The sequence below is a fragment of the Marinobacter sp. P4B1 genome, from assembly GCF_001447135.1.
Lineage (GTDB): Bacteria > Pseudomonadota > Gammaproteobacteria > Pseudomonadales > Oleiphilaceae > Marinobacter > Marinobacter vinifirmus.
Map to the genome: position 1 here is coordinate 166,130 of NZ_LLXM01000013.1, position 21,283 is coordinate 187,412.

The 21,283-nt window shown below is 59.6% G+C and carries 17 protein-coding genes; 12 read left to right on the forward strand and 5 right to left on the reverse strand.

The genetic code is table 11. The features are described from left to right. The first annotated feature begins 194 nt into the window (after positions 1 to 194). The 6 genes from AQ621_RS10210 to AQ621_RS10235 all read left to right on the forward strand — a co-directional run bounded on the left by AQ621_RS10210 (position 195) and on the right by AQ621_RS10235 (position 9,473). Positions 195 to 1,061, forward strand: coding sequence for an SDR family oxidoreductase (locus AQ621_RS10210; RefSeq protein ID WP_058341365.1), 867 nt, complete (start codon positions 195 to 197; stop codon positions 1,059 to 1,061). A gap of 9 nt (positions 1,062 to 1,070) precedes the next feature. After that, entirely contained in the window at positions 1,071 to 2,687 is a 1,617-nt protein-coding gene (locus AQ621_RS10215; protein ID WP_058341366.1) for an acyl-CoA carboxylase subunit beta, read from the forward strand. 578 nt (positions 2,688 to 3,265) lie between these two features. Beyond that, entirely contained in the window at positions 3,266 to 4,426 is a 1,161-nt protein-coding gene (locus AQ621_RS10220) for an acyl-CoA dehydrogenase family protein (protein ID WP_058341367.1), read from the forward strand. Positions 4,427 to 4,585: 159 nt separating this feature from the next. Beyond that, on the forward strand, positions 4,586 to 5,401 hold the full coding sequence (locus AQ621_RS10225; RefSeq protein WP_058341368.1) for an enoyl-CoA hydratase/isomerase family protein: 816 nt from the start codon (positions 4,586 to 4,588) through the stop codon (positions 5,399 to 5,401). A 228-nt stretch (positions 5,402 to 5,629) separates the two neighbouring features. Next, positions 5,630 to 7,594, forward strand: a complete 1,965-nt coding sequence (locus tag AQ621_RS10230) for an acetyl/propionyl/methylcrotonyl-CoA carboxylase subunit alpha (protein WP_058341369.1) — start codon at positions 5,630 to 5,632, stop codon at positions 7,592 to 7,594. A 49-nt stretch (positions 7,595 to 7,643) separates the two neighbouring features. Then, a complete protein-coding gene (locus AQ621_RS10235) occupies positions 7,644 to 9,473 on the forward strand; it encodes a long-chain-acyl-CoA synthetase (RefSeq protein ID WP_058341370.1) in 1,830 nt (609 codons plus the stop codon). Between the two features lie 404 nt (positions 9,474 to 9,877). On the opposite strand, the gene AQ621_RS10245 is transcribed toward AQ621_RS10235, so the two are convergent. Next, positions 9,878 to 10,858 carry an NADPH:quinone oxidoreductase family protein gene (locus tag AQ621_RS10245; protein ID WP_058341372.1) on the reverse strand — a complete coding sequence of 327 codons (981 nt, stop codon included), beginning with the start codon at positions 10,856 to 10,858 and terminating at the stop codon, positions 9,878 to 9,880. 267 nt (positions 10,859 to 11,125) lie between these two features. Here AQ621_RS10245 and AQ621_RS10250 point away from each other — a divergent pair, with 267 nt between their 5' ends. The 5 genes from AQ621_RS10250 (at position 11,126) to AQ621_RS10270 (ending at position 15,784) form a co-directional block, all read left to right on the forward strand. Further along, positions 11,126 to 11,743, forward strand: a complete 618-nt coding sequence (locus tag AQ621_RS10250; protein WP_022989973.1) for a trimeric intracellular cation channel family protein — start codon at positions 11,126 to 11,128, stop codon at positions 11,741 to 11,743. A 130-nt stretch (positions 11,744 to 11,873) separates the two neighbouring features. Next, on the forward strand, positions 11,874 to 13,172 hold the full coding sequence (locus AQ621_RS10255) for an NCS2 family permease (RefSeq protein WP_058341373.1): 1,299 nt from the start codon (positions 11,874 to 11,876) through the stop codon (positions 13,170 to 13,172). A 22-nt stretch (positions 13,173 to 13,194) separates the two neighbouring features. Next, positions 13,195 to 13,737 (forward strand): adenine phosphoribosyltransferase, encoded by a 543-nt coding sequence (locus tag AQ621_RS10260; RefSeq protein ID WP_058341374.1) that lies wholly within the window; start codon positions 13,195 to 13,197, stop codon positions 13,735 to 13,737. Positions 13,738 to 13,758: 21 nt separating this feature from the next. Then, the gene (locus tag AQ621_RS10265) at positions 13,759 to 14,421 is read left to right on the forward strand and encodes a fumarylacetoacetate hydrolase family protein (RefSeq protein WP_058341375.1); all 663 of its coding nucleotides are present in this window, start codon (positions 13,759 to 13,761) and stop codon (positions 14,419 to 14,421) included. 58 nt (positions 14,422 to 14,479) lie between these two features. Further along, complete coding sequence (locus AQ621_RS10270; protein WP_058341376.1) at positions 14,480 to 15,784, forward strand: ABC1 kinase family protein; 1,305 nt, start codon at positions 14,480 to 14,482, stop codon at positions 15,782 to 15,784. A 160-nt stretch (positions 15,785 to 15,944) separates the two neighbouring features. On the opposite strand, the gene AQ621_RS10275 is transcribed toward AQ621_RS10270, so the two are convergent. Together AQ621_RS10275 and AQ621_RS10280 are read right to left on the reverse strand one after the other, a co-directional pair. Further along, positions 15,945 to 16,622: an SIR2 family NAD-dependent protein deacylase gene (locus tag AQ621_RS10275; RefSeq protein ID WP_058341377.1), complete on the reverse strand. Its 678-nt coding sequence runs from the start codon at positions 16,620 to 16,622 to the stop codon at positions 15,945 to 15,947. Next, positions 16,622 to 18,025: an FAD-binding oxidoreductase gene (locus AQ621_RS10280; RefSeq protein ID WP_058341378.1), complete on the reverse strand. Its 1,404-nt coding sequence runs from the start codon at positions 18,023 to 18,025 to the stop codon at positions 16,622 to 16,624. The genes AQ621_RS10275 and AQ621_RS10280 overlap by 1 nt, the downstream gene beginning before the upstream one ends. Positions 18,026 to 18,210: 185 nt before the next feature. On the opposite strand from AQ621_RS10280, the gene serA reads away from it, so the two are divergent. Next, positions 18,211 to 19,440 (forward strand): phosphoglycerate dehydrogenase, encoded by a 1,230-nt coding sequence (serA, locus tag AQ621_RS10285; protein ID WP_022989980.1) that lies wholly within the window; start codon positions 18,211 to 18,213, stop codon positions 19,438 to 19,440. Positions 19,441 to 19,516: 76 nt separating this feature from the next. Here serA and AQ621_RS10290 read toward each other — a convergent pair whose 3' ends face one another. Further along, the gene (locus AQ621_RS10290) at positions 19,517 to 20,176 is read right to left on the reverse strand and encodes a YiaD family glycine zipper/OmpA-like lipoprotein (RefSeq protein WP_036219953.1); all 660 of its coding nucleotides are present in this window, start codon (positions 20,174 to 20,176) and stop codon (positions 19,517 to 19,519) included. 56 nt (positions 20,177 to 20,232) lie between these two features. Next, positions 20,233 to 21,222: an alpha/beta hydrolase gene (locus tag AQ621_RS10295; protein ID WP_058341379.1), complete on the reverse strand. Its 990-nt coding sequence runs from the start codon at positions 21,220 to 21,222 to the stop codon at positions 20,233 to 20,235. Between the last annotated feature and the right edge of the window lie 61 nt (positions 21,223 to 21,283).

Genomic DNA, 21,283 nt, shown 5'->3' on the forward strand with positions numbered 1-21,283 from the left:
TCGGGGTCCGGCCCGCAATCACAGATTGCGGTCGCTCAGCTGTCGCATGAAGCTTCGCTTCATAAACGCTCGGCTGAGCCCCTGTGGCGCTTCTGCTCCGCCATCCATGGCTCCGCACATTTTTGTAGGGCCCTCCCCCAGCGGGGCGCTCCGACGTTTTACGTGGATTCAGCTTATTTTGATAAGGACTTTTTATGAGTTATCAGTCTGTTCTTCGGCCGGGGCTGTTTGAAGGCCAGGTGTTTATTGTGACCGGTGGTGGTTCTGGAATTGGCCGTTGTACCGCCCACGAACTGGCGGCCCTCGGTGCTCAAGTTGCTCTCGTTGGTCGTAAGCAGGAAAAGGTCGATGCGGTAAAAGCCGAGATTGAGGCCGACGGCGGCATTGCCAGCGCCCATGCTTGCGATATTCGCGAGGAGGAATCGGTCAAGGCGACGGTGAAGGCCGTTATCGAGACCCACGGTGGGCTGAACGGGGTGGTAAATAACGCCGGCGGGCAGTTTGCGTCTCCGCTGACGGGGATTAATCAGAAAGGTTGGGAAACGGTGGTGCGCACCAATCTGACCGGCGGTTTTCTGATTTCCCGGGAGGCCTATACCCAGGCGTTAAGTAAAACCGGTGGTTCGATTGTGAACATTGTGGCGGATATGTGGGGTGGTATGCCGGGCATGGGCCACTCAGGGGCCGCACGGGCGGGGATGGTGAATTTTACCCAAACGGCGGCGGTTGAGTGGGCGCCTTCCGGGGTTCGGGTGAATGCGGTGGCGCCGGGGTGGATTGCTTCCAGCGGGATGGATAATTACCCGGCTCATATGAAGTCGTGGATTCGGAGCCTGGCGGATGCGGTGCCGATCAAGCGGATGGGGACGGAGTCGGAGGTGAGTTCGGCTATCTGTTTCCTGCTTAGCCCGGGCGCGGCATTTATCAGTGGTGACTGCCTGCGGATTGACGGGGCGGCTTCTCAGGGCGGGCGTGTCTGGCCGATGCCGAAGGCGAAGAATAACGAGCCCTATAACGGTTTCCATCGGGCGGTAACGCCGAAAGTTTTGAGTGACGACTGAGGATTTCCCATGCAGGTACTGGAAACAACAATAACCCCCCAGTCTGACGAGTTCCGGGCCAATGTTGAGGCCATGGAAGCGCACATCTCCACCTTCCGGGATGTGGAGCAGAAGGTTCTGGACCTGGCGGAATCGGCCCGGGAGAAGTTTACCAAGCGGGGCAAGCTGCTACCGCGGGACCGCATCAATCGGCTGCTGGATCGTGGCAGTGAGTTTCTGGAGCTGTGTTCACTGGCCGGTTACAAGATGCACGACGACAAAGACGGCTCCATGGCCGGTGGCGGGATTATTGCCGGCATAGGCAGAGTAGCCGGAGTACGCTGCCTGGTGGTCGCAAGCAACAGCGCCATCAAGGGCGGAACCATTACCCCCGCCGGTCTGGACAAGACCCTGCGCCTGCAGCAGATTGCCATGGAGAACAAGCTGCCGGTGGTGTCGCTGTCGGAATCTGGTGGCGCCAACCTGAACTACGCCACCGACATTTTCGTGCTGGGCGCCCGGGGCTTTGCCAACCAGGCCCGCATGTCGGCTGCCGGTATTCCGCAAGTAACGGTGGTTCACGGCAACGCCACCGCCGGTGGTGCCTATCAGCCGGGCCTGTCCGATTACGTAATCACCGTGCGCGAGCAGGCCAAGATGTTCCTGGCAGGCCCGCCGCTGCTGAAAGCGGCCACCGGTGAAATCGCCACCGACGAAGAACTGGGCGGTGCAGAAATGCACGCCACCGTGGCCGGCACCGCCGAATACCTGGCCGAAGACGACGCCGACGGCATCCGCCAGGCCCGGGAGATTCTCGGCGCCCTGCCCTGGAACGAAAACCTGCCGCTGCGCAAGGAGCCACATTGGGATGAGCCGCTGTATCCGGCTGAAGAGCTGCTGGGCGTGATTCCTTCCGACGCCAAGAAGCCCTACGACGTGCGCGAAATCCTCGCCCGCATCGCCGACGGCTCCCGGTTCCTGGATTTCAAGAACGACTACGACAGCCAGACCGTATGCGGCACCATCCGGATTCAGGGCCACAGTGTAGGCATCATCGGCAACAACGGCCCGATCACCCCGGCCGGTTCCACCAAGGCGGCACAGTTTATCCAGCTCTGCGACCAGGCCGGCACACCCATCCTGTTCCTGCACAACACCACCGGCTTCATGGTGGGCACCCACTCGGAGCAGAACGGCATCATCAAACACGGCTCCAAGATGCTGCAGGCCGTCGCCAACTGCCGGGTGCCGAAAATCGCCGTGGTGGTCGGCGGCTCCTACGGCGCCGGCAACTACGCCATGTGCGGCCGGGGCCTGGACCCGAGATTCATCTTCGCCTGGCCCAACAGCCGCACCGCCGTCATGGGCCCGGCCCAGGCTGGCAAGGTGATGCGTATTGTGGCCGAAGAAAAACAGCGCAAAAGCGGCATAGAGCCCGACGAGAAAACCCTGGCGTTCCTGGAACAGGCCACCGCCAAGAAACTCGAAGACGGCTCCACCGCCCTGTTCGGCACCGCACGGCTGTGGGATGACGGCCTGATCGACCCGCGGGATACCCGACGAGTTCTGGCCCTGGTTTTGTCTGTCTGCCGCGAGGCCGAGCAACGGCAGCTACGGCCCAACTCTTACGGCGTAGCTCGGTTTTAGATTGGGAGTTGGGTGCCACTTGAGTTTTGGCTCGGGTGGTGCCCGCCTCGGGGATTCTTGTTTAGGAGGTAGAACCATGTGGGAAGGGCTGTCCAAAAAACGCTACAAGCACCCGCAAGCGGGTCCAGCCAGCAATCATAGATTGCTGTCGCTCCGCAGCACGCGAAGCTTCGCTTCTAAAGCGTTTGCTCCGCCCATGTGCGCTTCTCTCCGGCCATCCATGGCCTGCGAAGATTTTTGGACAGCCCTTCCCACATGGTTCTGCCAGACAACAAACAAATTTCTTTCCGAGATGGCTTATCAAACTCAACCAAGATGGGTAACAGCCATGTATCAGCGGCACCGAACCCACAAATTGCTGGCAGGATGCACTTGAATCTTGCATCAAAGCGGATGTGTGGGCGGGCCTTCAGAAAATGTGCGGAGCCAGGGATGGCGGAGCCCAAGCGTCACATGGACGTGCCGAAGGAGCGTTTTTCTGAAGGCCCGCCCACACACCCGCGACCCCAAGCAACCAGACAAGCACCAAACAACAAATACCCGGGCTAACCATTTTTAAAAAGCAGGAGAGAACAACAATGAAATTCACAGCCGAACACGAAGCCCTGAGAAAAACCGTCCGCGATTTCGTGGAGAAAGAAATCAATCCGCACTGCGACGAATGGGAAGAGGCCGGCGAGTTTCCGATTCACGACCTGTTCAAAAAACTTGGCAACCTGGGCCTGCTCGGCATCCAGAAGCCGGAAGAGTACGGCGGTATGGGCCTCGATTACAGCTACAACCTGGTAGCCGCAGAAGAACTCGGCATGGCCAAGTGCGGCGGCGTGCCGCTGGCGATCGGCGTTCAAACCGACATGTGCACCCCGGCCATCGCCCGCTTTGGTTCCGACGAGCTGAAACGGGACTTTCTGGCCCCGGCCATCGCCGGCGACATGGTGGGCTGTATCGGCGTCAGTGAAGTGGGTGCAGGCTCCGACGTAGCCGGCCTTAAGACCACGGCGAAGAAAGACGGCGATGACTACATCATCAACGGCTCCAAGATGTGGATCACCAACTCCCCGAAAGCCGACTTCATCTGCCTGCTGGCCAATACCAGCGACGACAAGCCCCACAAGAACAAAACCCTGATCGTCGTGCCCATGAACACCCCGGGTATTTCCTTCAGCCCGCATCTGAACAAACTGGGCATGCGCTCATCTGAAACCGCCCAGGTGTTCTTCGACGACGTGCGTGTTCCCCAGCGCAATCGCATCGGCGCGGAAGGCACCGGTTTCATGTGCCAGATGATCCAGTTCCAGGAGGAGCGCATGTGGGGCGCGGCGAACGTAATCAAGGCGCTGGAGAACTGCATCGACCAGACCATCGAATACTGCCGCGAGCGCAAGACCTTCGGACAGCCGCTGATCAACAACCAGTACATCCACTTCCGCCTGGCCGAACTGCAAACCGAAGTGGAAGCCCTGCGCGCCCTCACCTACCAGGCCTGTGAACTGCACATTGCCGGTAAAGACGTGACCAAACTCGCCTCCATGGCCAAGCTCAAAGCCGGCCGTCTGGGCCGTGAAGTCACCGACACCTGCCTGCAGTACTGGGGCGGCAACGGCTACATGTGGGAAAACCCCCTGGCCCGTGCCTACCGCGACGTGCGTCTGGTGTCCATCGGCGGCGGCGCCGACGAAATCATGCTGGGCATCATCTGCAAGCTAATGGGCACTTTGCCTGGCAAAAATCGCGACTGATTAACGAGTTTGACGGAAGGCCATGAGGCGGGTTGCCCTTTCCGGGACACGCCTACGAGTACGTCCCTGTAGGCTCGTTTCGGGCCGTCCATGGCCCTCAACGGTCCCGGAAAGGGCAACCCGCCTCACGGCCCCGAACATTTTACGTGGAGTCCTTTTATGGAATACCAACTACCACATTGCGAAACACTGATTCTCGAGAAACAAGGCCCGTCCCTGTTTCTCACCATCAACCGTCCGGACGTCCGCAACGCCATGAGCCTGCAGATGGTCGCGGAGTTGGCCGCCCTGTTCACCGAAGTTGAAAACGACAACAGCATCCGCGCCGTCGTCATCCGCGGCGCCGGCGGCCACTTCTGCGCCGGAGGTGACATCAAGGACATGGCCGGCGCCCGGGGCCAGAAAGGCGAAGGCAAGGACGACCCGTTCTACAAACTCAACCGCGCCTTCGGCCAGATGATCCAGCAGGTCAACGAATCCTCCAAAGTCGTCATCGCCATCACCGAAGGCGCCGTCATGGGCGGCGGCTTCGGCCTGGCCTGCGTCTCCGACCTCGCCATCGCCGGGCCCACCGCGAAATTCGGCATGCCGGAAACCACCCTCGGCGTCATCCCGGCCCAGATCGCTCCGTTCGTGGTCGAACGAATCGGCCTGACCCAGGCCCGCCGGCTGGCACTTCTGGGTTTGAGAATCGACGCAGCAGAAGCCTGCACACTGGGTATCGTTCACCAGGTTGCGGAATCCGAAGAACAGCTGAACGACATGCTGAACCAAGCCCTTGAACGGGTTCGGCTGTGTGCCCCGAATGCCACGGCAGAAACCAAGGCGCTGTTGCATCGAGTCGGCCATGAAGCGATGACCGGTTTGCTGGATGACGCCGCCGAAAAGTTCGCCGCAGCCATAGGCGGGCCAGAGGGTACTGAGGGCACCATGGCTTTCATGCAAAAGCGTGAGCCAAAGTGGGCTGAGAATTAACACATACAAAAACTTGAACAAGCCACTCAACAATCATTGGGCAGGCAAACACCCAAGGTCGAGGGAGCGCCACTGGCGGGATCAGCCTCCGGAAAATTTCGAAGGCCAAGGATGGCCTGAGAGAAGCGCACATGGATGTGCTCGTAGCGGTTTTCCGGAGGCTGATCCCGCCAGTGGTGCGGACGAACACCAATCTGGGGCGGTCCAGTAACAAGGTAGATAACGCGTATGCTAAAAAAACTACTCATCGCTAACCGAGGCGAAATCGCCGTCCGGGTCATCCGCACAGCCAAAGCGCTGGGCTACCGAACCGTTGCCGTCTACTCCGAAGCCGACGCCAACGCCCTGCACGTTGAACAAGCCGACGAAGCCGTCTGCATTGGCCCGGCACAAGTCGCCGCATCCTACCTGAACGCCGACGCCATCCTCGATGCCGCCGCCAAAACCGGCGCCGACTGCATCCACCCCGGCTACGGATTCCTCTCCGAAAATGCAGGCTTCGCCAAAGCCATCAAACAAGCCGGCCTCACCTTCGTAGGCCCGCCCGAAAACGCCATCGAACTCATGGGCAGCAAACGCCGCTCAAAAATCGCCATGCAGGAAGCCGGCGTACCGGTCGTCCCCGGTTACGAGGGCGATAACGCAGCCGACGACGAACTCATCGCCGCCGCCAAAGACATCGGCTACCCCCTCATGCTCAAAGCCTCTGCCGGTGGCGGTGGCCGGGGCATGCGCCTGGTCGAGAGCGAAAGCGAGCTGGCCGACAACATCAAACGGGCCCGATCCGAAGCCAAACAGGCCTTCGGCGACGACGAACTGATCATCGAAAAAGCCGTCATCGAACCCCGCCACGTAGAAATCCAGGTCTTCGCCGACCGCCACGGCAACGCTGTGTACCTCGGCGAACGGGACTGCTCCGTACAGCGCCGGCACCAGAAAGTCGTGGAAGAAGCGCCCTCACCTTTTGTCACCCCGGAACTGCGCAAAGCCATGGGCGAAGCGGCCGTCAAAGCCGCCCTGGCCTGTGGCTACGAAGGCGCGGGTACCGTGGAATTCCTGGTCGACAAAGACCGTAACTTCTACTTCCTGGAAATGAACACCCGCCTGCAGGTAGAGCACCCGGTCACTGAGCTGATCACCGGGCAGGACCTGGTGGCCTGGCAGCTGATGGTGGCCGAAGGCCGGCCACTGCCGCTGGCCCAGGAAGAGATCGAACTCAACGGCCACGCCATCGAAGTGCGCCTGTACGCCGAAGACCCGGCCAACGGCTTTACCCCGCAAACCGGCACTTTGCACGAGTTCACTCCGGCCGAGGGAGAAGGCCTGCGGTTCGACACCGGCGTGCGCTCCGGCGATGTAGTCAGCGCCCACTACGACCCCATGCTGGCGAAAGTCATCGCCTGGGGCCAGAACCGGGACGAAGCCCGCCGACGGCTGGTCCGGGCCCTGGAAGACACTACCGTGTTCGGCGTAACCACCAATCGCCACTTCCTCAGCCGCATCATCGCGGATGACACCTTCGGTGCCGGTGAAGCCACCACGGCGTTCCTGCAGCAGGCGTTCAAAGATGACCCATCGCTGGCACCGCAAGCACTGAGCATCCGCGAACTGGCCCTCAGCGCCTGCGCCCTGAGCCTCAACAGTACCGGGCAGGAAGGCTGGAGCAACGCACCGGCCACAGTGATTCCCATGAAGCTGGAGATCCAGGAAAAAACCGTCGAACTGCTGGTGCGTCACAGCGGCCACAAACTGCTGGTCTCCCATGGCGATGACCAATATGAACTGCTGATCCAGAGCCACGAACAAGGCCAGCTGTGCATTATCGACAACGGGATTCGTCAGCGGTGCCAATACTCCCGGGCCGGTGATTCCCTATATTTGCAGGCACTCGGCCGGTCGTGGTCGGTAACCGACATCACCCACCAGCCTGCCACAGGTGCCCAGGGCGCCGGCAGTGGCCGTATCCAGGCCAGTATGGACGGGGCGATTATCGATGTGCTGGTTGCCGCCGGCGACACCGTACAACAAGGCCAGACGCTGGTGATCCTGGAAGCCATGAAAATGGAGCATCCGGTGAAAGCGGACAGGGATGGCACCGTTGCCGCGGTGCACACCAGCAGCGGAGACCAGGTACGGCGCAGCCAGTTACTGGTAGAGCTGGCCGCCAACGAAACCGAAGAACAAACACAATAACAGGCGCAGGGCAGCACCCCTGCCCTGTCAGCAACGGAACGGACGCGCCATGAGCCAAGACAACGTAACCGCCAGAGACCTGATGCGCAGCCTGCCGGGCGTATTGCGCCGGTTCCCATTCATCGCCAGGGGGCTTTATTACTACGCCGTTAAAGATGACAAAAAGGAACTGACACTGGGCAAGCTGGTGGAGCGCAATGCCAGTAAATACCCGAACCGGCCCGCGATACTGTGCGACGACCAGACCATCACCTGGCAGGAATTCGATGCCTGGAGCAACCGGATCGCCCACTACCTGAAAGACCAGGGCCTGGTAAAAGGCGACGCCATTGCCGTGCTGCTCGACAACCGCCCGGAGCTGCTGGCCCTGGTGGCCGGCGCCGGCAAAGTAGGCGTGGCCTGTGCCATGCTCAACACCTCTCAGAAAGGCAAGGTGCTGACCCACAGCATCAACCTGATTGAACCGAAAATGCTGGTGGTCGGGGACGAACTGCTGGAGCACGCCGAAGGCATTCGCAAAGAAATCGATCTTAAACACAGCAACCCGTTCCTTTACCTGGCCGACACCAACACCCTGAACATCTACGGCGACGCGCCGGAGGGCTACGTCAACCTGGCACAGGAAGTCAGCCGTTGCCCCTCGGCCCGGCCAACCCTGAGTAACCCGGTGGTAATGGGCGACACCGTGGTGTACCTGTACACCTCCGGCACCACCGGCCTGCCCAAGGCAGCCCCGGGTTCACACCGCAAATTCATCCGCGCCTACGGCGGCTTCGGCATGCTGTCCCTGGCCATGGAACCGGAAGACGTTCTCTACTGCACCCTGCCTCTGTACCACGGCACTGCGCTGCTGGTCTGCTGGGGCTCGGTACTGGCCGGCGGCTCAGCCATCGCCCTGCGCCGGAAATTCTCTGCCAGCGCCTTCTGGGACGATGTCCGCCGCTACAAAGCCACCACCTTCGGCTACGTGGGCGAACTCTGCCGCTACCTGCTGAACCAGCCCCCCAGCGACCAGGACCGCAACCACAGCCTGACCAAGATGATCGGCAACGGCCTGCGCCCCTCCATCTGGAAGGAATTCAAGGACCGCTTCGGCATTGAAACCGTGGCGGAGCTGTACGCCTCTTCAGAGGGCAACATCGGCTTCAGCAACTTCTTCAACATGGACAACACCGTCGGCTTCTCCACCGCACCCTACAAACTGGTGAAGTACCACGAAGGCACCCGGGACCCGATCCGCACCGAAAAAGGCCAACTGGAAGAAGTGGAAAAAGGCGAACCGGGCTTGCTGATTGGCGAAATCACCAAGAAGTGGGCATTTGAGGGTTACACCCAGAAAGAAGCCACCGAAAAATCCATCTTGCGAGACGCCTTCAAAAACGGCGACGCCTGGTTCAACACCGGCGACGTTCTGAAAGAAATCGGCTGCCGGCACCTGCAGTTCGTCGACCGAATGGGCGACACCTTCCGCTGGAAGGGCGAAAACGTCTCCACCACCGAAGTGGAAAACATCATCGACGGCTCCGGCATGGTGCAGGAAGCCATCGTTTACGGCGTGGAAATCCCGGACACCAACGGCAAAGCGGGGATGGTAACCCTGGTGCCCCAGGATCCGGAGGCGGACTTCGATGTGGACAAGCTGTTCGCTTACCTGAGCGACAACCTGCCGGCCTATGCGGTTCCGGTGTTTGTGCGGGTAACCCACGCCATCGAGAAAACGGGAACCTTCAAGTACCGGAAGGTGGATATCCAGAAGCTCGGCTATTCCCTGGACCGGCCCCACGAGGAAGTCTATGCCTGGCTTCCCGGTACGTCCGGTTATACCCGACTGACGCCCAAGCTGGTTTCTGACATCGACTCTGGTGGGGTTCGGTTTTAGCCTTCAGCCCTGAGTTGGGGCCTGTTTTTGGCCCTAGCCTGTTGGTTTTTGGGGGGCGGCGTCTGTGGGGCATGCCTCCCAAAAACCGCTCCTTACGGCACATCCCTGTGGCGCTTCTGCTCCGCCATCCATGGCTCCGCAAATTTTTGGGAGGCATGCCCCACAGACGCCAGTCCAACTTCGCAGTAATAGTCAAAAAAACTCACCTTTGCCGCAATCAGCTTACTGACTATTACTCGTAGGCTGAAAGTCCGGGTTGGGGCGCGCTTCCAAAAAATTTCGGAGGCCATGGATGGCCGGAGAGAAGCGCACAGGGACGTGCTTGTAGCGGTTTTTTGGAAGCGCGCCCCAACCCGGGCACACCCCCGAAACAAACAGGCTAGGAGCCCAAGTTAAGCACCCACTCAAGCCCCGACGCGAAGCACGACCTTGCCGGTAGCCCGACGACCCGTCAGGGCGCCCAGGGCTTCCGCGTATTGCTCGAAATCGAACACCTCGCTGACCTTCGGGTCGATTTTGCCCTCCGAGTACATCTGCAGCAGCTCCATCATGTTCCGGGCACTCACCTCCGGCTCATTGCGGGTGAAGGCACCCCAGAACACGCCGACCACCGAGCAGCCCTTCAACAACGTCAGGTTGGCCGGCACTTTCGGGATTTCGCCGGCGGCGAAGCCGATGATCAAGTGGCGGCCGTTCCAGGCCATGGTGCGCAGGGCCTGTTCGGTGAAGTCGCCGCCGACCGGGTCGTAGATCACGTCCACGCCTTTGCCCTTGGTGAGTTTCTTCACCGCATCTTTCAGGGGCTCGTCGGTGTAGTTGATCAGCTCGTCGGCGCCGGCATCCTTGGCGATGCGGAGTTTCTCGGAGCTGCTGGCGGCGGCAATCACTTTCGCCCCCATCGCCTTGCCCAATTCCACTGCAGCCAGGCCAACGCCGCCGCTGGCGCCGAGCACCAGCAGGGTTTCGCCGGGCTGGAGGTTGGCGCGCTGTTTCAGGGCGTAGTAGGAGGTGCCGTAGACCATCATAAAGCCGGCGGCTTTTTCATCCGGCATGTTGTCCGGTACCGGCAGCAGGTTGGATTCCGGGGCGACGACTTCCTCGGCAAAGGCGCCGAAGCCGGTCAGGGCGGCTACCCGGTCGCCGGGTTTGAAGCGGGTAACCTTGTCGCCCACTTCAATGACTTCACCCGCCAGCTCGCCGCCCGGGGAAAATGGCATGGGGGGCTGCAGCTGGTACTTGCCTTCAATGATCAGGGTATCGGGAAAGTTCAGGCCGGCGGCTTTCACGCGGATTTTTACGCCCCGGTCGCCCATTTTCGGGCTGGGTACGTCTTCGATGACCAGTGTTTCAGCGGGGCCGTACTCTTTGCACAAAATGGCTTTCATGATCTCTCCTGATGGCGCCGCCACACACAGGGGGCACCGTTGTTGTTCGGTATTTTATTGAGGGAGATCAAGCTAAACAGAGTTCCAGTATGAAGCAAATAAAGTTAGCTTATCGGACTTTATTAGCCGGGCTAATAACAACGCGTGAGCCCTCCCACTTCAAGCACCTTGCGTTATCGACCGGATGAATCACCGGGAATTTTCGGCTATCCTTCGCGCACTCTTTATGAATGCATTTTTCATCCACTTTCAGCCCCAGAGCCGGCCATGTTCGACATTATCTACACCCTTGAAATGATCGGCATTGTGGCGTTTGCCATTTCCGGCATGATTGTCGCGCGCTCAAAAAACATGGATCCGGTGGGGGTCTTTGCCATCGGTTTCATTACCGCTCTGGGTGGCGGCACGCTGCGCGACCTGATCATGGACAACCACCCGCTTTACTGGATCAAGCACGAAGAACAGCCGATCCTGATCCTGGCCATGGCTATTGTGTTCAGCTACTGGAGCCGGGCCCACAGTCTGAAAGAGTCCCGCATTGTGTTTCCGGATGCCATCGGGCTCGGCATTTTCTCCATCCTCGGCGCCCAGCTGGCGCTGGATCTTGGGCATTCGTGGTTTATTGCGTCCATGTTGGGGGTGATGACCGGATGCTTCGGCGGCGCCCTGCGCGACACCCTGTGCAATGAAGTGCCGTTTATCTTCCGTAAAGACCAGATCTACGCCTCCATCGCGTTTGCCGGCTGCTGGCTCTATTTCGTCTGCCAGTGGTTCCTGGAAAGCGAGTCCCTGGCCCTGACCATCGGCCTGCTGTTTATTGTCATTGTGCGGATGGCCGCCGTGCGTTTTGATATCCGTCTACAGAGAGATAACGCGGCTCACTGAACTGTCAATCATCCCTTGGCCTGAGGCCCGTGAGCCGGTAACATTGCCGTTTTTTCACCCAGTTCACGATTTCCGCACGTCAAAAGATTTTAAACTCCAACCCAGGCATCCTGAGAGGCAGACCCCCGTCATGCTTGAACGACTGTTCCAACTCCAGGCCCACGGCACTACTGTTCGTAAAGAAGTGGTAGCGGGCATTACCACCTTCCTGACCATGGCTTACATTATCGTGGTCAACCCCAGCCTACTTTCTTCCACCGGCATGGATTTCGGCGCCGTGTTCGTGGCGACCTGCCTGGCGGCGGTCATCGGCACACTGATCATGGGCCTGTGGGCCAACTACCCCATCGCACTTGCCCCGGGCATGGGCCTGAACGCGTTTTTCTCGTTCACCGTGGTCGGCAGCATGGGTTACAGCTGGCAGGTGGCGCTGGGGGCAGTGTTCCTGTCCGGCTTGCTGTTCTTCCTGCTGAGCATTTTCAAGGTGCGGGAATGGATCATCAATTCCATCCCCCTGTCCCTGCGATTCGGTATTTCCGCAGGTATCGGATTCTTCCTGGCCCTGATCGCCCTGAAGAACGCCGGCATTGTGGTGGATCATCCTGCCACGCTGGTCAGCCTGGGTGACGTGAAAGTGCCGGAGGCCCTGCTGTTCTTTGCCGGCTTTGTACTGATCTGTGCGCTCTCTTTCCGCCAGATTACCGGTTCTGTGATGATCGGCATTATTGCTATAACCGCCGCCGCCATGATGCTGGGCATGGTGGAGTATCAGGGTATTGTGTCTGCACCGCCGAGCATCGCCCCCACCTTTATGCAACTTGACCTGGCCGGCGCCCTGAACGTTGGCATGATCAGCGTGGTCTTTGCCTTCCTGTTTGTAGACCTGTTCGACACCTCCGGCACCCTGGTGGGCGCAGCCCAGAAAGGCGGCCTGCTGGACAAAGACGGCAAACTGCCGCGCCTTGGCCGTGCCCTGATGTCTGATTCCGTGGCTACCATGTCTGGCGCAGCCCTGGGCACCTCAACCACCACCAGTTACGTGGAGTCCACCGCAGGTATCGCCGCCGGCGGCCGCACCGGCCTGACCGCTGTGGTCGTCGCCCTGCTGTTCCTGGCCTGTTTGCTGTTCTCGCCCATTGCCAGCGTAATTCCGCCATACGCCACGGCTCCGGCCCTGCTGTATGTGGCCTGCCTGATGGCCAGCGGCCTGAAGCTGATCGACTGGGACGACATCACCGACACCGCACCGGCTATCGTGACCGCCCTGATGATGCCGCTGACGTTCTCCATCGCCCACGGCATCGCCCTTGGCTTTATCACCTATGTGGCGGTAAAAGCCCTCGCCGGCCGCTGGTCTGACCTGAACTGGAGCGTCACTGTGATTGCCGTCGTCTTCGTTCTGAAATTCATGTTCCTGGACCTGGCGTAAGCCGGGCCCGCACAGGTGAGTTATGGATTATTTTTCCGAAAGCATTAAAAAGGCCATCCGCACCGTACCGGACTGGCCCAAGCCGGGTGTGTCATTCCGCGACATCACCACGGTGCTGCAGGACAAAACAGCTTTTCGAAAGCTGATTGACGCCTTTGTACACCGCTACCACGGCCAGCATATTGATGCCGTAGCCGCCGTTGACGCCCGCGGTTTTATCATCGGCTCGGCCCTGGCCTATGAGCTGAACGCCTCGCTGGTTCTGGTGCGCAAGAAAGGCAAGCTGCCCTTCGACACCATGGTGGAAGACTACGAGCTGGAATACGGCACCTCGTCTGTCGAACTGCACAAAGATGCCTTCAAGCCCGGCGACAAAGTGGTGCTGGTGGACGACCTGATCGCTACCGGCGGCACCATGCTGGCCGCCACCCGGCTGATCCGCCGCATTGGTGCGGAAATTGTGGAAGTGGCCGCGATGATCGACCTGCCGGATCTGGGCGGCTCCCGCAAGCTGCAGGAAGAAGGCCTGCAGGTTTATACTGTGTGTTCATTCGACGGAGAATAACCACAGTTACAGGAGGCGACCATGCCCGATTATCAGCACCACTGGAAAGACGGTACCCCCGTTCACCTGCCCCTTGGCAAGATCGTGTGCATTGGTCGCAACTACGCCGAACACGCCCGGGAACTGAATAACCCGGTGCCGGACGAGCCGCTGCTGTTTATCAAACCCTCTACAGCAGCGGTTCACATCACCCGCCCGCTGGATTTCCCTCGCAATCAGGGCGCGGTGCACTTTGAAACCGAACTGGCGGTACTCATCGGCCGCCCGCTCACCAACGCCTCCGCCAGCGAAGTGGAAAGCGCTATTCTGGGTTACGGCCTGGCGCTGGACCTGACCCTTCGGGATATCCAAAGCAAGCTCAAGGAAAAGGGCCAGCCCTGGGAACGGGCCAAGGCCTTTGACGGCGCCTGCCCGCTCTCGCCTTTCGTGCCCGCCGACAAACTTCCGAAGGACAACATTCACTTCACCCTGGACATTAACGGCCAGCGCCAACAGACCGGCGACACCCGTGATATGCTGAACCCCATCGTACCGCTGATTGCCCACATGAGCAGCCAGTTCACCCTGCAACCGGGGGACGTGGTACTGACCGGAACCCCGAAAGGCGTTGGCCCGCTGGAATCCGGCCAGACCCTGTCGCTGGAACTGGAAGATCTGCTGTTTGTGGAAACCACAGTGGTCTGAAATGCCTGCCTGAACGCATACTCAGGCACATCATCAGTTTCAGGGAACACCCAGCACCATGGCGAAGAAACCGGTAACCTCACGCACAGGTCGATTCTTCAAACTGGCCGGCATGACTGCCTCGGTGGCCGGCCAGTACGCCGGCCAAAGGGCACGGCGCATGTTCCGCACCGTCGATGACGAAAGCGCCCGCAGCGAAAGCTACACCCGCATGGCCGACGAGATTGCCGACACCCTGGGTGAGCTCAAGGGCGCCGTCATGAAAGTGGGCCAGATTGCCTCCCAGACCCAGGACTTTCTGCCCAAGGAGTTCTCCCAGGCACTGGAAAAACTCCAGAAAGAAGCCCCACCCATGCCCTTCGAGGTGATTCTGGAACAGGTGGAAAGCGAACTGGGCAAACCGGTGGGCGAGTTGTTCGAATACCTTCAGGAAACACCCTACGCCTCCGCCTCCATCGGCCAGGTACACCGCGCCCGCCTGCACGACGGCACGGACGTGATCGTAAAGGTTCAGTACCCCGGCGTGGACGAATCCTGCGACTCAGACCTGAAACAGCTGCGCCTGGCCCTGAAACTGGGCGGCCTTTTGAGAATGCCGAAGGAAACGGTAGACCAGCTGTTCGGCGAAATCCGCCTGCGCCTGAAAGAAGAACTGGATTACGAAAACGAAGCCCGCAACCTGAAACTCTTCCACGACTTCCACAAAGACCAGCCGTGGGTACTGATTCCGGAAGTGATCGACAGCCACTCCACCCGTCGGGTTTTGACTCTGGAACTGGTGGAAGGCGACCACGTAAGCAAGGTCACCCCCGAACGCTACAGCCAGGAAACCCTGAACGACATCGGCCACCGCATCTTCACCATCATGGCCGACCAGCTGTTCCGCTTCCAGTGCATCCACGGCGACCCACACGCTGGCAACTTCGCCTACCGGCCGGACGGGACGATCATCATGTATGACTTTGGCTGCGTGAAGAAACTGAAGCCGGAGATTGTGGAGGCGTACCGTAAAGCTCTGATCGCCGCTCTGGATGAGGACTACCAGGCACTCGACGAGTACCTGATTGATTTGGGCGCCCGCGTAGACAACCAGCCGGCGGTCGATGAAGCCTACTACGCCATGTGGCGCGACATACTGATTATTCCGTTCCTGAACGATGAACCTTACGACTTTGCCGAGGCAGACATCCACAAGCACGTCGCGGCGAAAACCAGTACGGTGTTCAAGTATCTGGATTACTTCAAGCCGCCAGTGGAAAGTATCTTTATTGACCGAATGATTGCCGGGCATTACTGGATGTTAAAAAGACTCGGCGTACAGGCCGCATTCAGAAATGAACTGGAGAAATACCTCCGAGGTTGAGCCTTGTGATGGGCCCCGGCCCCCAGCACAGCCCTGTTGCGGGATAGACCTTACAAAACACGCTCCTTGCGGCACATCCATGTGGCGCTTGGGCTCCGCCATCCATGGCTCCGCACAGTTTTGGAAGGTCTATCCCGCAACAGCGCTCCAAACTTGGGAGCTAGCCCAGAGAGCGAACCCATTCATTCAAGCCATCGCTGGCGCCTTTCCGGATCACTCTGGCACGTGAAACCGAGGCTGGTTCTCCCGGATCAATCACGGTGATGGGCACATCGATGTCCACTTCGTAGACCAGCCCAGCGGCCGGGTATACCTGTAGTGACGTTCCCACAATCAGTAACTGGTCTGCCGTGCGCACCACTTCTGCAGCGGCATCCAGCATCGGCACTTCCTCACCAAACCAGACAATGTGCGGCCGGAGCTGGGTACCCAGGTCACAGGTGTCGCCGGGCTTGATGTCGTTGTACCCGATATCGTAGATCAGATCGGGGTTAACCGAGCTGCGTGCCTTGGTGAGTTCACCGTGAAGGTGGATCACGTTGGAGGAGCCGCCCCGCTCGTGCAAGTCATCAACGTTCTGGGTGACCACTGTAACCCGGTAGCGGTTTTCCAGTTCGGCTAGCAGGCGGTGGGCAGGGTTCGGCTGGACCGACAGCAACTGCCGGCGGCGTTCGTTGTAGAACCGTAACACCAGGTCACGGTTGCGTTCGAACGCCTCCGGCGTGGCTACGTCGTACACACTGTGCTGCTCCCACAACCCGCCGTTGTCGCGGAAGGTGGAGAGGCCGCTTTCGGCGCTGATACCAGCGCCGGTGAGTACTACGATGTGCTCTTGCATCAGTCGAAGATCTTGCCCGGGTTGATGATACCGTTGGGGTCGAACACCTGCTTGATACCCTTAAGATAGGCGATTTCCGCCTCGCTGCGGGTGTAGTGCAGGTATGGCTTCTTGGTCATGCCCACGCCGTGCTCGGCAGACACACTGCCCTGGTAACGCTCGACAATTTCGAACACCCACTTGTTCACCTGCTGGCACTTCTCGAAGAAGTCTTCCTTGGCCATGTCTTCCGGCTTCAGGATGTTCAGGTGCAGGTTGCCGTCGCCAATATGGCCGAACCAGATGATTTCGAAGTCCGGGTAATGTTCGGTGACGACGTCGTCGATTTCCTGCAGGAAGCCCGGCACCTTCGAGACCACCACAGAAACGTCGTTCTTGTAGGGAATCCTCGGGGCGATGGACTCGGAAATCCGCTCCCGCAGCTGCCACAGGTTCTGGGCCTGGGTTTCGCTCTGGCTGATTACGCCGTCCAGCACCCAGCCTTCCTCTACGCAGTGTTCGAACAGGGACATGGCATCGTCCATGACCTGGTCCGAAACCGCCTCGAATTCCAGCAGCGCGTAGTAAGGCGCTTCGGTCTCGAACGGGGCCTGTACCTGGCCGTGGGCCAGTACGTGGTTCATGGCCTGGTGGGAGAAAAATTCGTAGGCGGTCAGGTCCAGCTTGCTCTGGAACTTCTGCAGCACGTCCATGGTGTTGGTCAGGTCGCCCAAACCCAGCACCAGTACCGTGAGGTTATCCGGCTGGCGGGTAAGCTTCATGGTGGCTTCGGTAATGAAGCCCAGGGTGCCCTCGGCGCCAATAAACAGGTGGCGCAGGTCGTAGCCGGTGTTGTTCTTTTCCAGGTCCTTGTTCAGGTCCAGGATATCGCCCTTGCCGGTGACCACTTTCAGGCCGGCTACCCAGTCGCGGCTCATGCCATAGCGGATCACCTTGATGCCACCGGCGTTGGTAGACAGGTTTCCGCCCAACTGGCTGGAACCGGCAGAGGCGAAGTCCACCGGGTAGTACAGGCCGTTTTCCTCGGCGAAGTTCTGTAGCTGTTCGGTGACCACGCCCGACTGGCAACGCACCGTGCGGTCGCTGGCATTGAATTCCAGGATCTGGTTCATGTTATCGAACGCCACTACCACCTCGCCGTTGGCGGCAACGGCGCCGGCGCTCAGGCCGGTACGCCCGCCGGACGGTACCAGGGCCACCTTGTGCTCGTTGGCAAACTTCACCACAGCCTGCACCTGCTCGGTGGTCTTCGGCAGCACGATCGCCAGGGGCTTGGGCGGATGGATTTTGGTCCAGTCCTTGCCATAGGAGTCCAGGTCGGCCGGATCGGTCAGAACCTTGCCCGGAGCGTCGCCGGTAGCCACCAGCTCTTTAAGGGAAGCAATGATCTGTTCGGAATTCATGGGTGTGTCTGTCTCTCAGGTTGGGCCGCGCGTGGTCAGAAGGCGTTCACAAAGAATTGATTCAGGCAAACCGGCGCGCTGTGAAAATCTCCGTTTATGGTATCATACCGCCCCTGTTCTGTGAGCCGGGTTGACGATCCCCGGCCGCGGTCATTTCACGTGACGAAAGGTTCGGAAGCTAGCCCATGTCAAATACGTCTCTCGAAAAGAGCAAAATCCGGATCCTGCTGCTGGAAGGCGTGCATCAATCTGCCATTGATACCCTGAACGCTGCGGGTTACACCAACATCGAGTACCTGACCCATTCACTGGGCGAGGAAGACCTGATCGAGAAGATTGCCGATGCGCACTTCGTCGGTATCCGGTCTCGCACCCAGCTGACCGAGAAAGTATTTGAAGCTGCCAAGAAGCTGGTGGCTGTGGGCTGTTTCTGCATCGGCACCAACCAGGTGGACCTGCAGGCTGCAACCCGCCGTGGTGTTGCCGTTTTCAACGCACCTTTCTCCAACACCCGTTCCGTAGCCGAGCTGGTTCTGGCCCAGGCCATCCTGCTGCTGCGTGGCGTGCCCGAGAAGAGCGCCAAGGCGCATCGGGGTGAGTGGATCAAGTCCGCCAAGAACAGCTACGAAATCCGCGGCAAGAAGCTGGGCATCATCGGCTACGGCAACATCGGTACCCAGTTCAGTGTCCTGGCCGAGAGCCTGGGCATGGACGTTTATTTCTACGACGTGGTTTCCAAGCTGTCGATCGGTAACGCCACCCAGGTGGGCACCCTGCAGGAACTGCTGAACATCGCAGACGTGGTTTCCCTGCACGTGCCGGAAACCCCGGCCACCAAGTACATGTTCAAGGCCGAGCAGTTCGCCCAGATGAAGCCTGGCTCCATCCTGATGAACGCTTCCCGCGGCACCGTGGTCGACATCGACGCGCTGGCCGACGCCCTGCGCTCCGGCAAGCTGCTGGGCGCTGCGGTAGACGTATTCCCGGTTGAGCCGAAGTCCAACGATGAAGAGTTTGTATCTCCGCTGCGCGAGTTCGACAACTGCATCCTGACTCCGCACGTAGGTGGCTCCACCATCGAAGCCCAGGAAAACATCGGCCGTGAAGTGGCCGAGAAGCTGGCCATGTACAGCGACAACGGCACCTCTGTGTCTTCCGTGAACTTCCCGGAAGTCGCCCTGCCGTCGCACCCGAACCAGCACCGCCTGCTGCACATTCACGAGAACGTGCCGGGCGTGATGTCCGAGATCAACCAGGTGTTCTCCGAGAACAGCATCAACGTGTGCGGCCAGTACCTGCAGACCAAGGAAGATATCGGCTACGTAGTCGTGGATGTCGACAAGGCCTACGGCGAACTGGCCCTGGAAAAACTGCGTCAGGTGAAAGGCACGATTCGCTGCCGCGTTCTGTTCTGACCCGGTTTTCACCAGCCATAAAAAAACCCCGCAGGCTTTCGCCTCCGGGGTTTTCTTTTGCGCTGGGAGCGGAGAATTACTGCTCCATCGGCACCAGCGTCAGCTCAACGCGACGGTTCTGCTCACGGCCGGCTGAGGTATCGTTAGAAGCAACCGGGTAGCGCTCGCCATAACCGGTCGCACGGGTACGGCGCGGCTCGATGCCCTGGTTCAGCAGGAAGTCCCGCACTGAAGAGGCACGGCGCTCACTCAGCAGCTGGTTGTAGCTGTCGGAACCGGTGCTGTCGGTGTGGCCTTCAATCTGGATGATGGTCTTGTCGAACTCTTTCAGTACCAGGGCCACAGACTCCAGGGTGCCGGTAAAGCCGGAACGGATGCTGGACTGGTCTGTGTCAAAGGTGATGTTGCCCGGCATAACCAGCTCGATCTGGTCGCCATTACGGACGACGCGAACACCGGTGCCTTCCAGCTTCTGACGCAGCTGCGCTTCCTGGCGGTCCATGTAGTAACCGATACCACCGCCTACAGCCGCACCACTGGCAGCGCCGATCAGGGCACCCTTGCCGCGGTCACTGCTGCTGGATGTAGCCGCACCCACGGCAGCACCGCCCAGGGCACCGATAATGCTGCCCTTGGTGGCGTTAGAGGTTTTCTCTTCGCCGGTGTACGGGTCGTACGTCATACAGCCACTCATACCAACGGTGGCAACTGCGAAAGCAAGGATTGTCTTCTTCATGGTTTTCTCCTGCGTCGGTTTTTCTTGCGGCCCTGCCAGATCCGGCGCCGGCCATTTCATTCCGAGAATGTTTCAATAATGGTGTTAAACACCGTAGCCTGCAAATCCTGGGCTTCGTTTACCAGATGATGACGACCATCCGGAATTCTTCGTTCCCTCACAGAGGAAAATTTATTACGGATAATGCGCAGATTGTGCTGCCAGTCTACGGTGGTGTCTTTCTCGCCCTGCACCACGGTAACCGGAAAATCCACCGGCCTGGCCGACTCGATGTGCGGCACCCATTTTTTCAGGGCCGTTACCCAATCAACGTGCACCGCACGGGCCTGGAGCGGGTCATGCTCACGCAAAAACTGCAGAAACCGCGTATTCCCGCTGTTTTCGTTAAAGGCTCGCTTCCATCGGGTCAGAAACGGTTTGACCACGCTGTGCAGCACCCTGGCACCTAACCAGCCCATGGGCCGAACGAGGGGCGCCAGCAGGACCACTCTCCGGAATGCGGAGGTGTCCTGGTCGTGGTGGTTGGACAGCAGGTAGTCAATCAGGATCGCCCCACCGGTACTCTGGCCCACAGCAAACCAGGGCCCGCGCACCATGTCTTTCACCTCAGCCATGACCTCAGACAACACCGCCTGGTATTCCAGGAAACTGCCAATGGCTGCCGGTGTACCGCTGGACAGCCCGTGCCCGGGCTGGTCGTAGGTCAGCACATCAAAGCCGGCGCCCAGGCAACGGTCAATCAGCTGGGTATACAGCCCCACGTGGTCAAAATAACCATGCAGGATGAACACCGTGCCCTTGCTCCCTGCCGCCTCCGGCAGCCGGAAGTAATGCACCATGACTTCGTGCCGGTCTGCCTTTACGTAGCCCTGATGGTAAGCCACCTCCGGGTGCTCCACCCAGAGATCCAGGCCGTAAAAACGGCAATAGGCTTCCATCTCAACACCGAGGTCCCGGCGCTCGGCCGGGTCGAAAGGCTCCAGACGCTCCAGCAGGGAATGTCTGTCCCAATTCGGTATTTCTATGGTATCTGTTTTCCAGTACACGTAGAGTTAAACGCCTGTCATGAATCAATAATTGACCGTCATCCTAACCCATTCACGAGGG

Excerpts from the sequence above, each read along its gene's own strand:
- AQ621_RS10290 (WP_036219953.1), bottom strand. The coding sequence starts at position 20,176 with ATGAAGAAGACAATCCTTGCTTTCGCAGTTGCCACCGTTGGTATGAGT.
- AQ621_RS10210 (WP_058341365.1), top strand. The coding sequence starts at position 195 with ATGAGTTATCAGTCTGTTCTTCGGCCGGGGCTGTTTGAAGGCCAGGTG.
- AQ621_RS10225 (WP_058341368.1), top strand. The coding sequence starts at position 4,586 with ATGGAATACCAACTACCACATTGCGAAACACTGATTCTCGAGAAACAA.
- AQ621_RS10230 (WP_058341369.1), top strand. The coding sequence starts at position 5,630 with ATGCTAAAAAAACTACTCATCGCTAACCGAGGCGAAATCGCCGTCCGG.
- AQ621_RS10215 (WP_058341366.1), top strand. The coding sequence starts at position 1,071 with ATGCAGGTACTGGAAACAACAATAACCCCCCAGTCTGACGAGTTCCGG.
- AQ621_RS10265 (WP_058341375.1), top strand. The coding sequence starts at position 13,759 with ATGCCCGATTATCAGCACCACTGGAAAGACGGTACCCCCGTTCACCTG.
- AQ621_RS10245 (WP_058341372.1), bottom strand. The coding sequence starts at position 10,858 with ATGAAAGCCATTTTGTGCAAAGAGTACGGCCCCGCTGAAACACTGGTC.
- AQ621_RS10235 (WP_058341370.1), top strand. The coding sequence starts at position 7,644 with ATGAGCCAAGACAACGTAACCGCCAGAGACCTGATGCGCAGCCTGCCG.
- AQ621_RS10220 (WP_058341367.1), top strand. The coding sequence starts at position 3,266 with ATGAAATTCACAGCCGAACACGAAGCCCTGAGAAAAACCGTCCGCGAT.
- serA (WP_022989980.1), top strand. The coding sequence starts at position 18,211 with ATGTCAAATACGTCTCTCGAAAAGAGCAAAATCCGGATCCTGCTGCTG.
- AQ621_RS10280 (WP_058341378.1), bottom strand. The coding sequence starts at position 18,025 with ATGAATTCCGAACAGATCATTGCTTCCCTTAAAGAGCTGGTGGCTACC.
- AQ621_RS10250 (WP_022989973.1), top strand. The coding sequence starts at position 11,126 with ATGTTCGACATTATCTACACCCTTGAAATGATCGGCATTGTGGCGTTT.
- AQ621_RS10260 (WP_058341374.1), top strand. The coding sequence starts at position 13,195 with ATGGATTATTTTTCCGAAAGCATTAAAAAGGCCATCCGCACCGTACCG.
- AQ621_RS10270 (WP_058341376.1), top strand. The coding sequence starts at position 14,480 with ATGGCGAAGAAACCGGTAACCTCACGCACAGGTCGATTCTTCAAACTG.
- AQ621_RS10255 (WP_058341373.1), top strand. The coding sequence starts at position 11,874 with ATGCTTGAACGACTGTTCCAACTCCAGGCCCACGGCACTACTGTTCGT.
- AQ621_RS10275 (WP_058341377.1), bottom strand. The coding sequence starts at position 16,622 with ATGCAAGAGCACATCGTAGTACTCACCGGCGCTGGTATCAGCGCCGAA.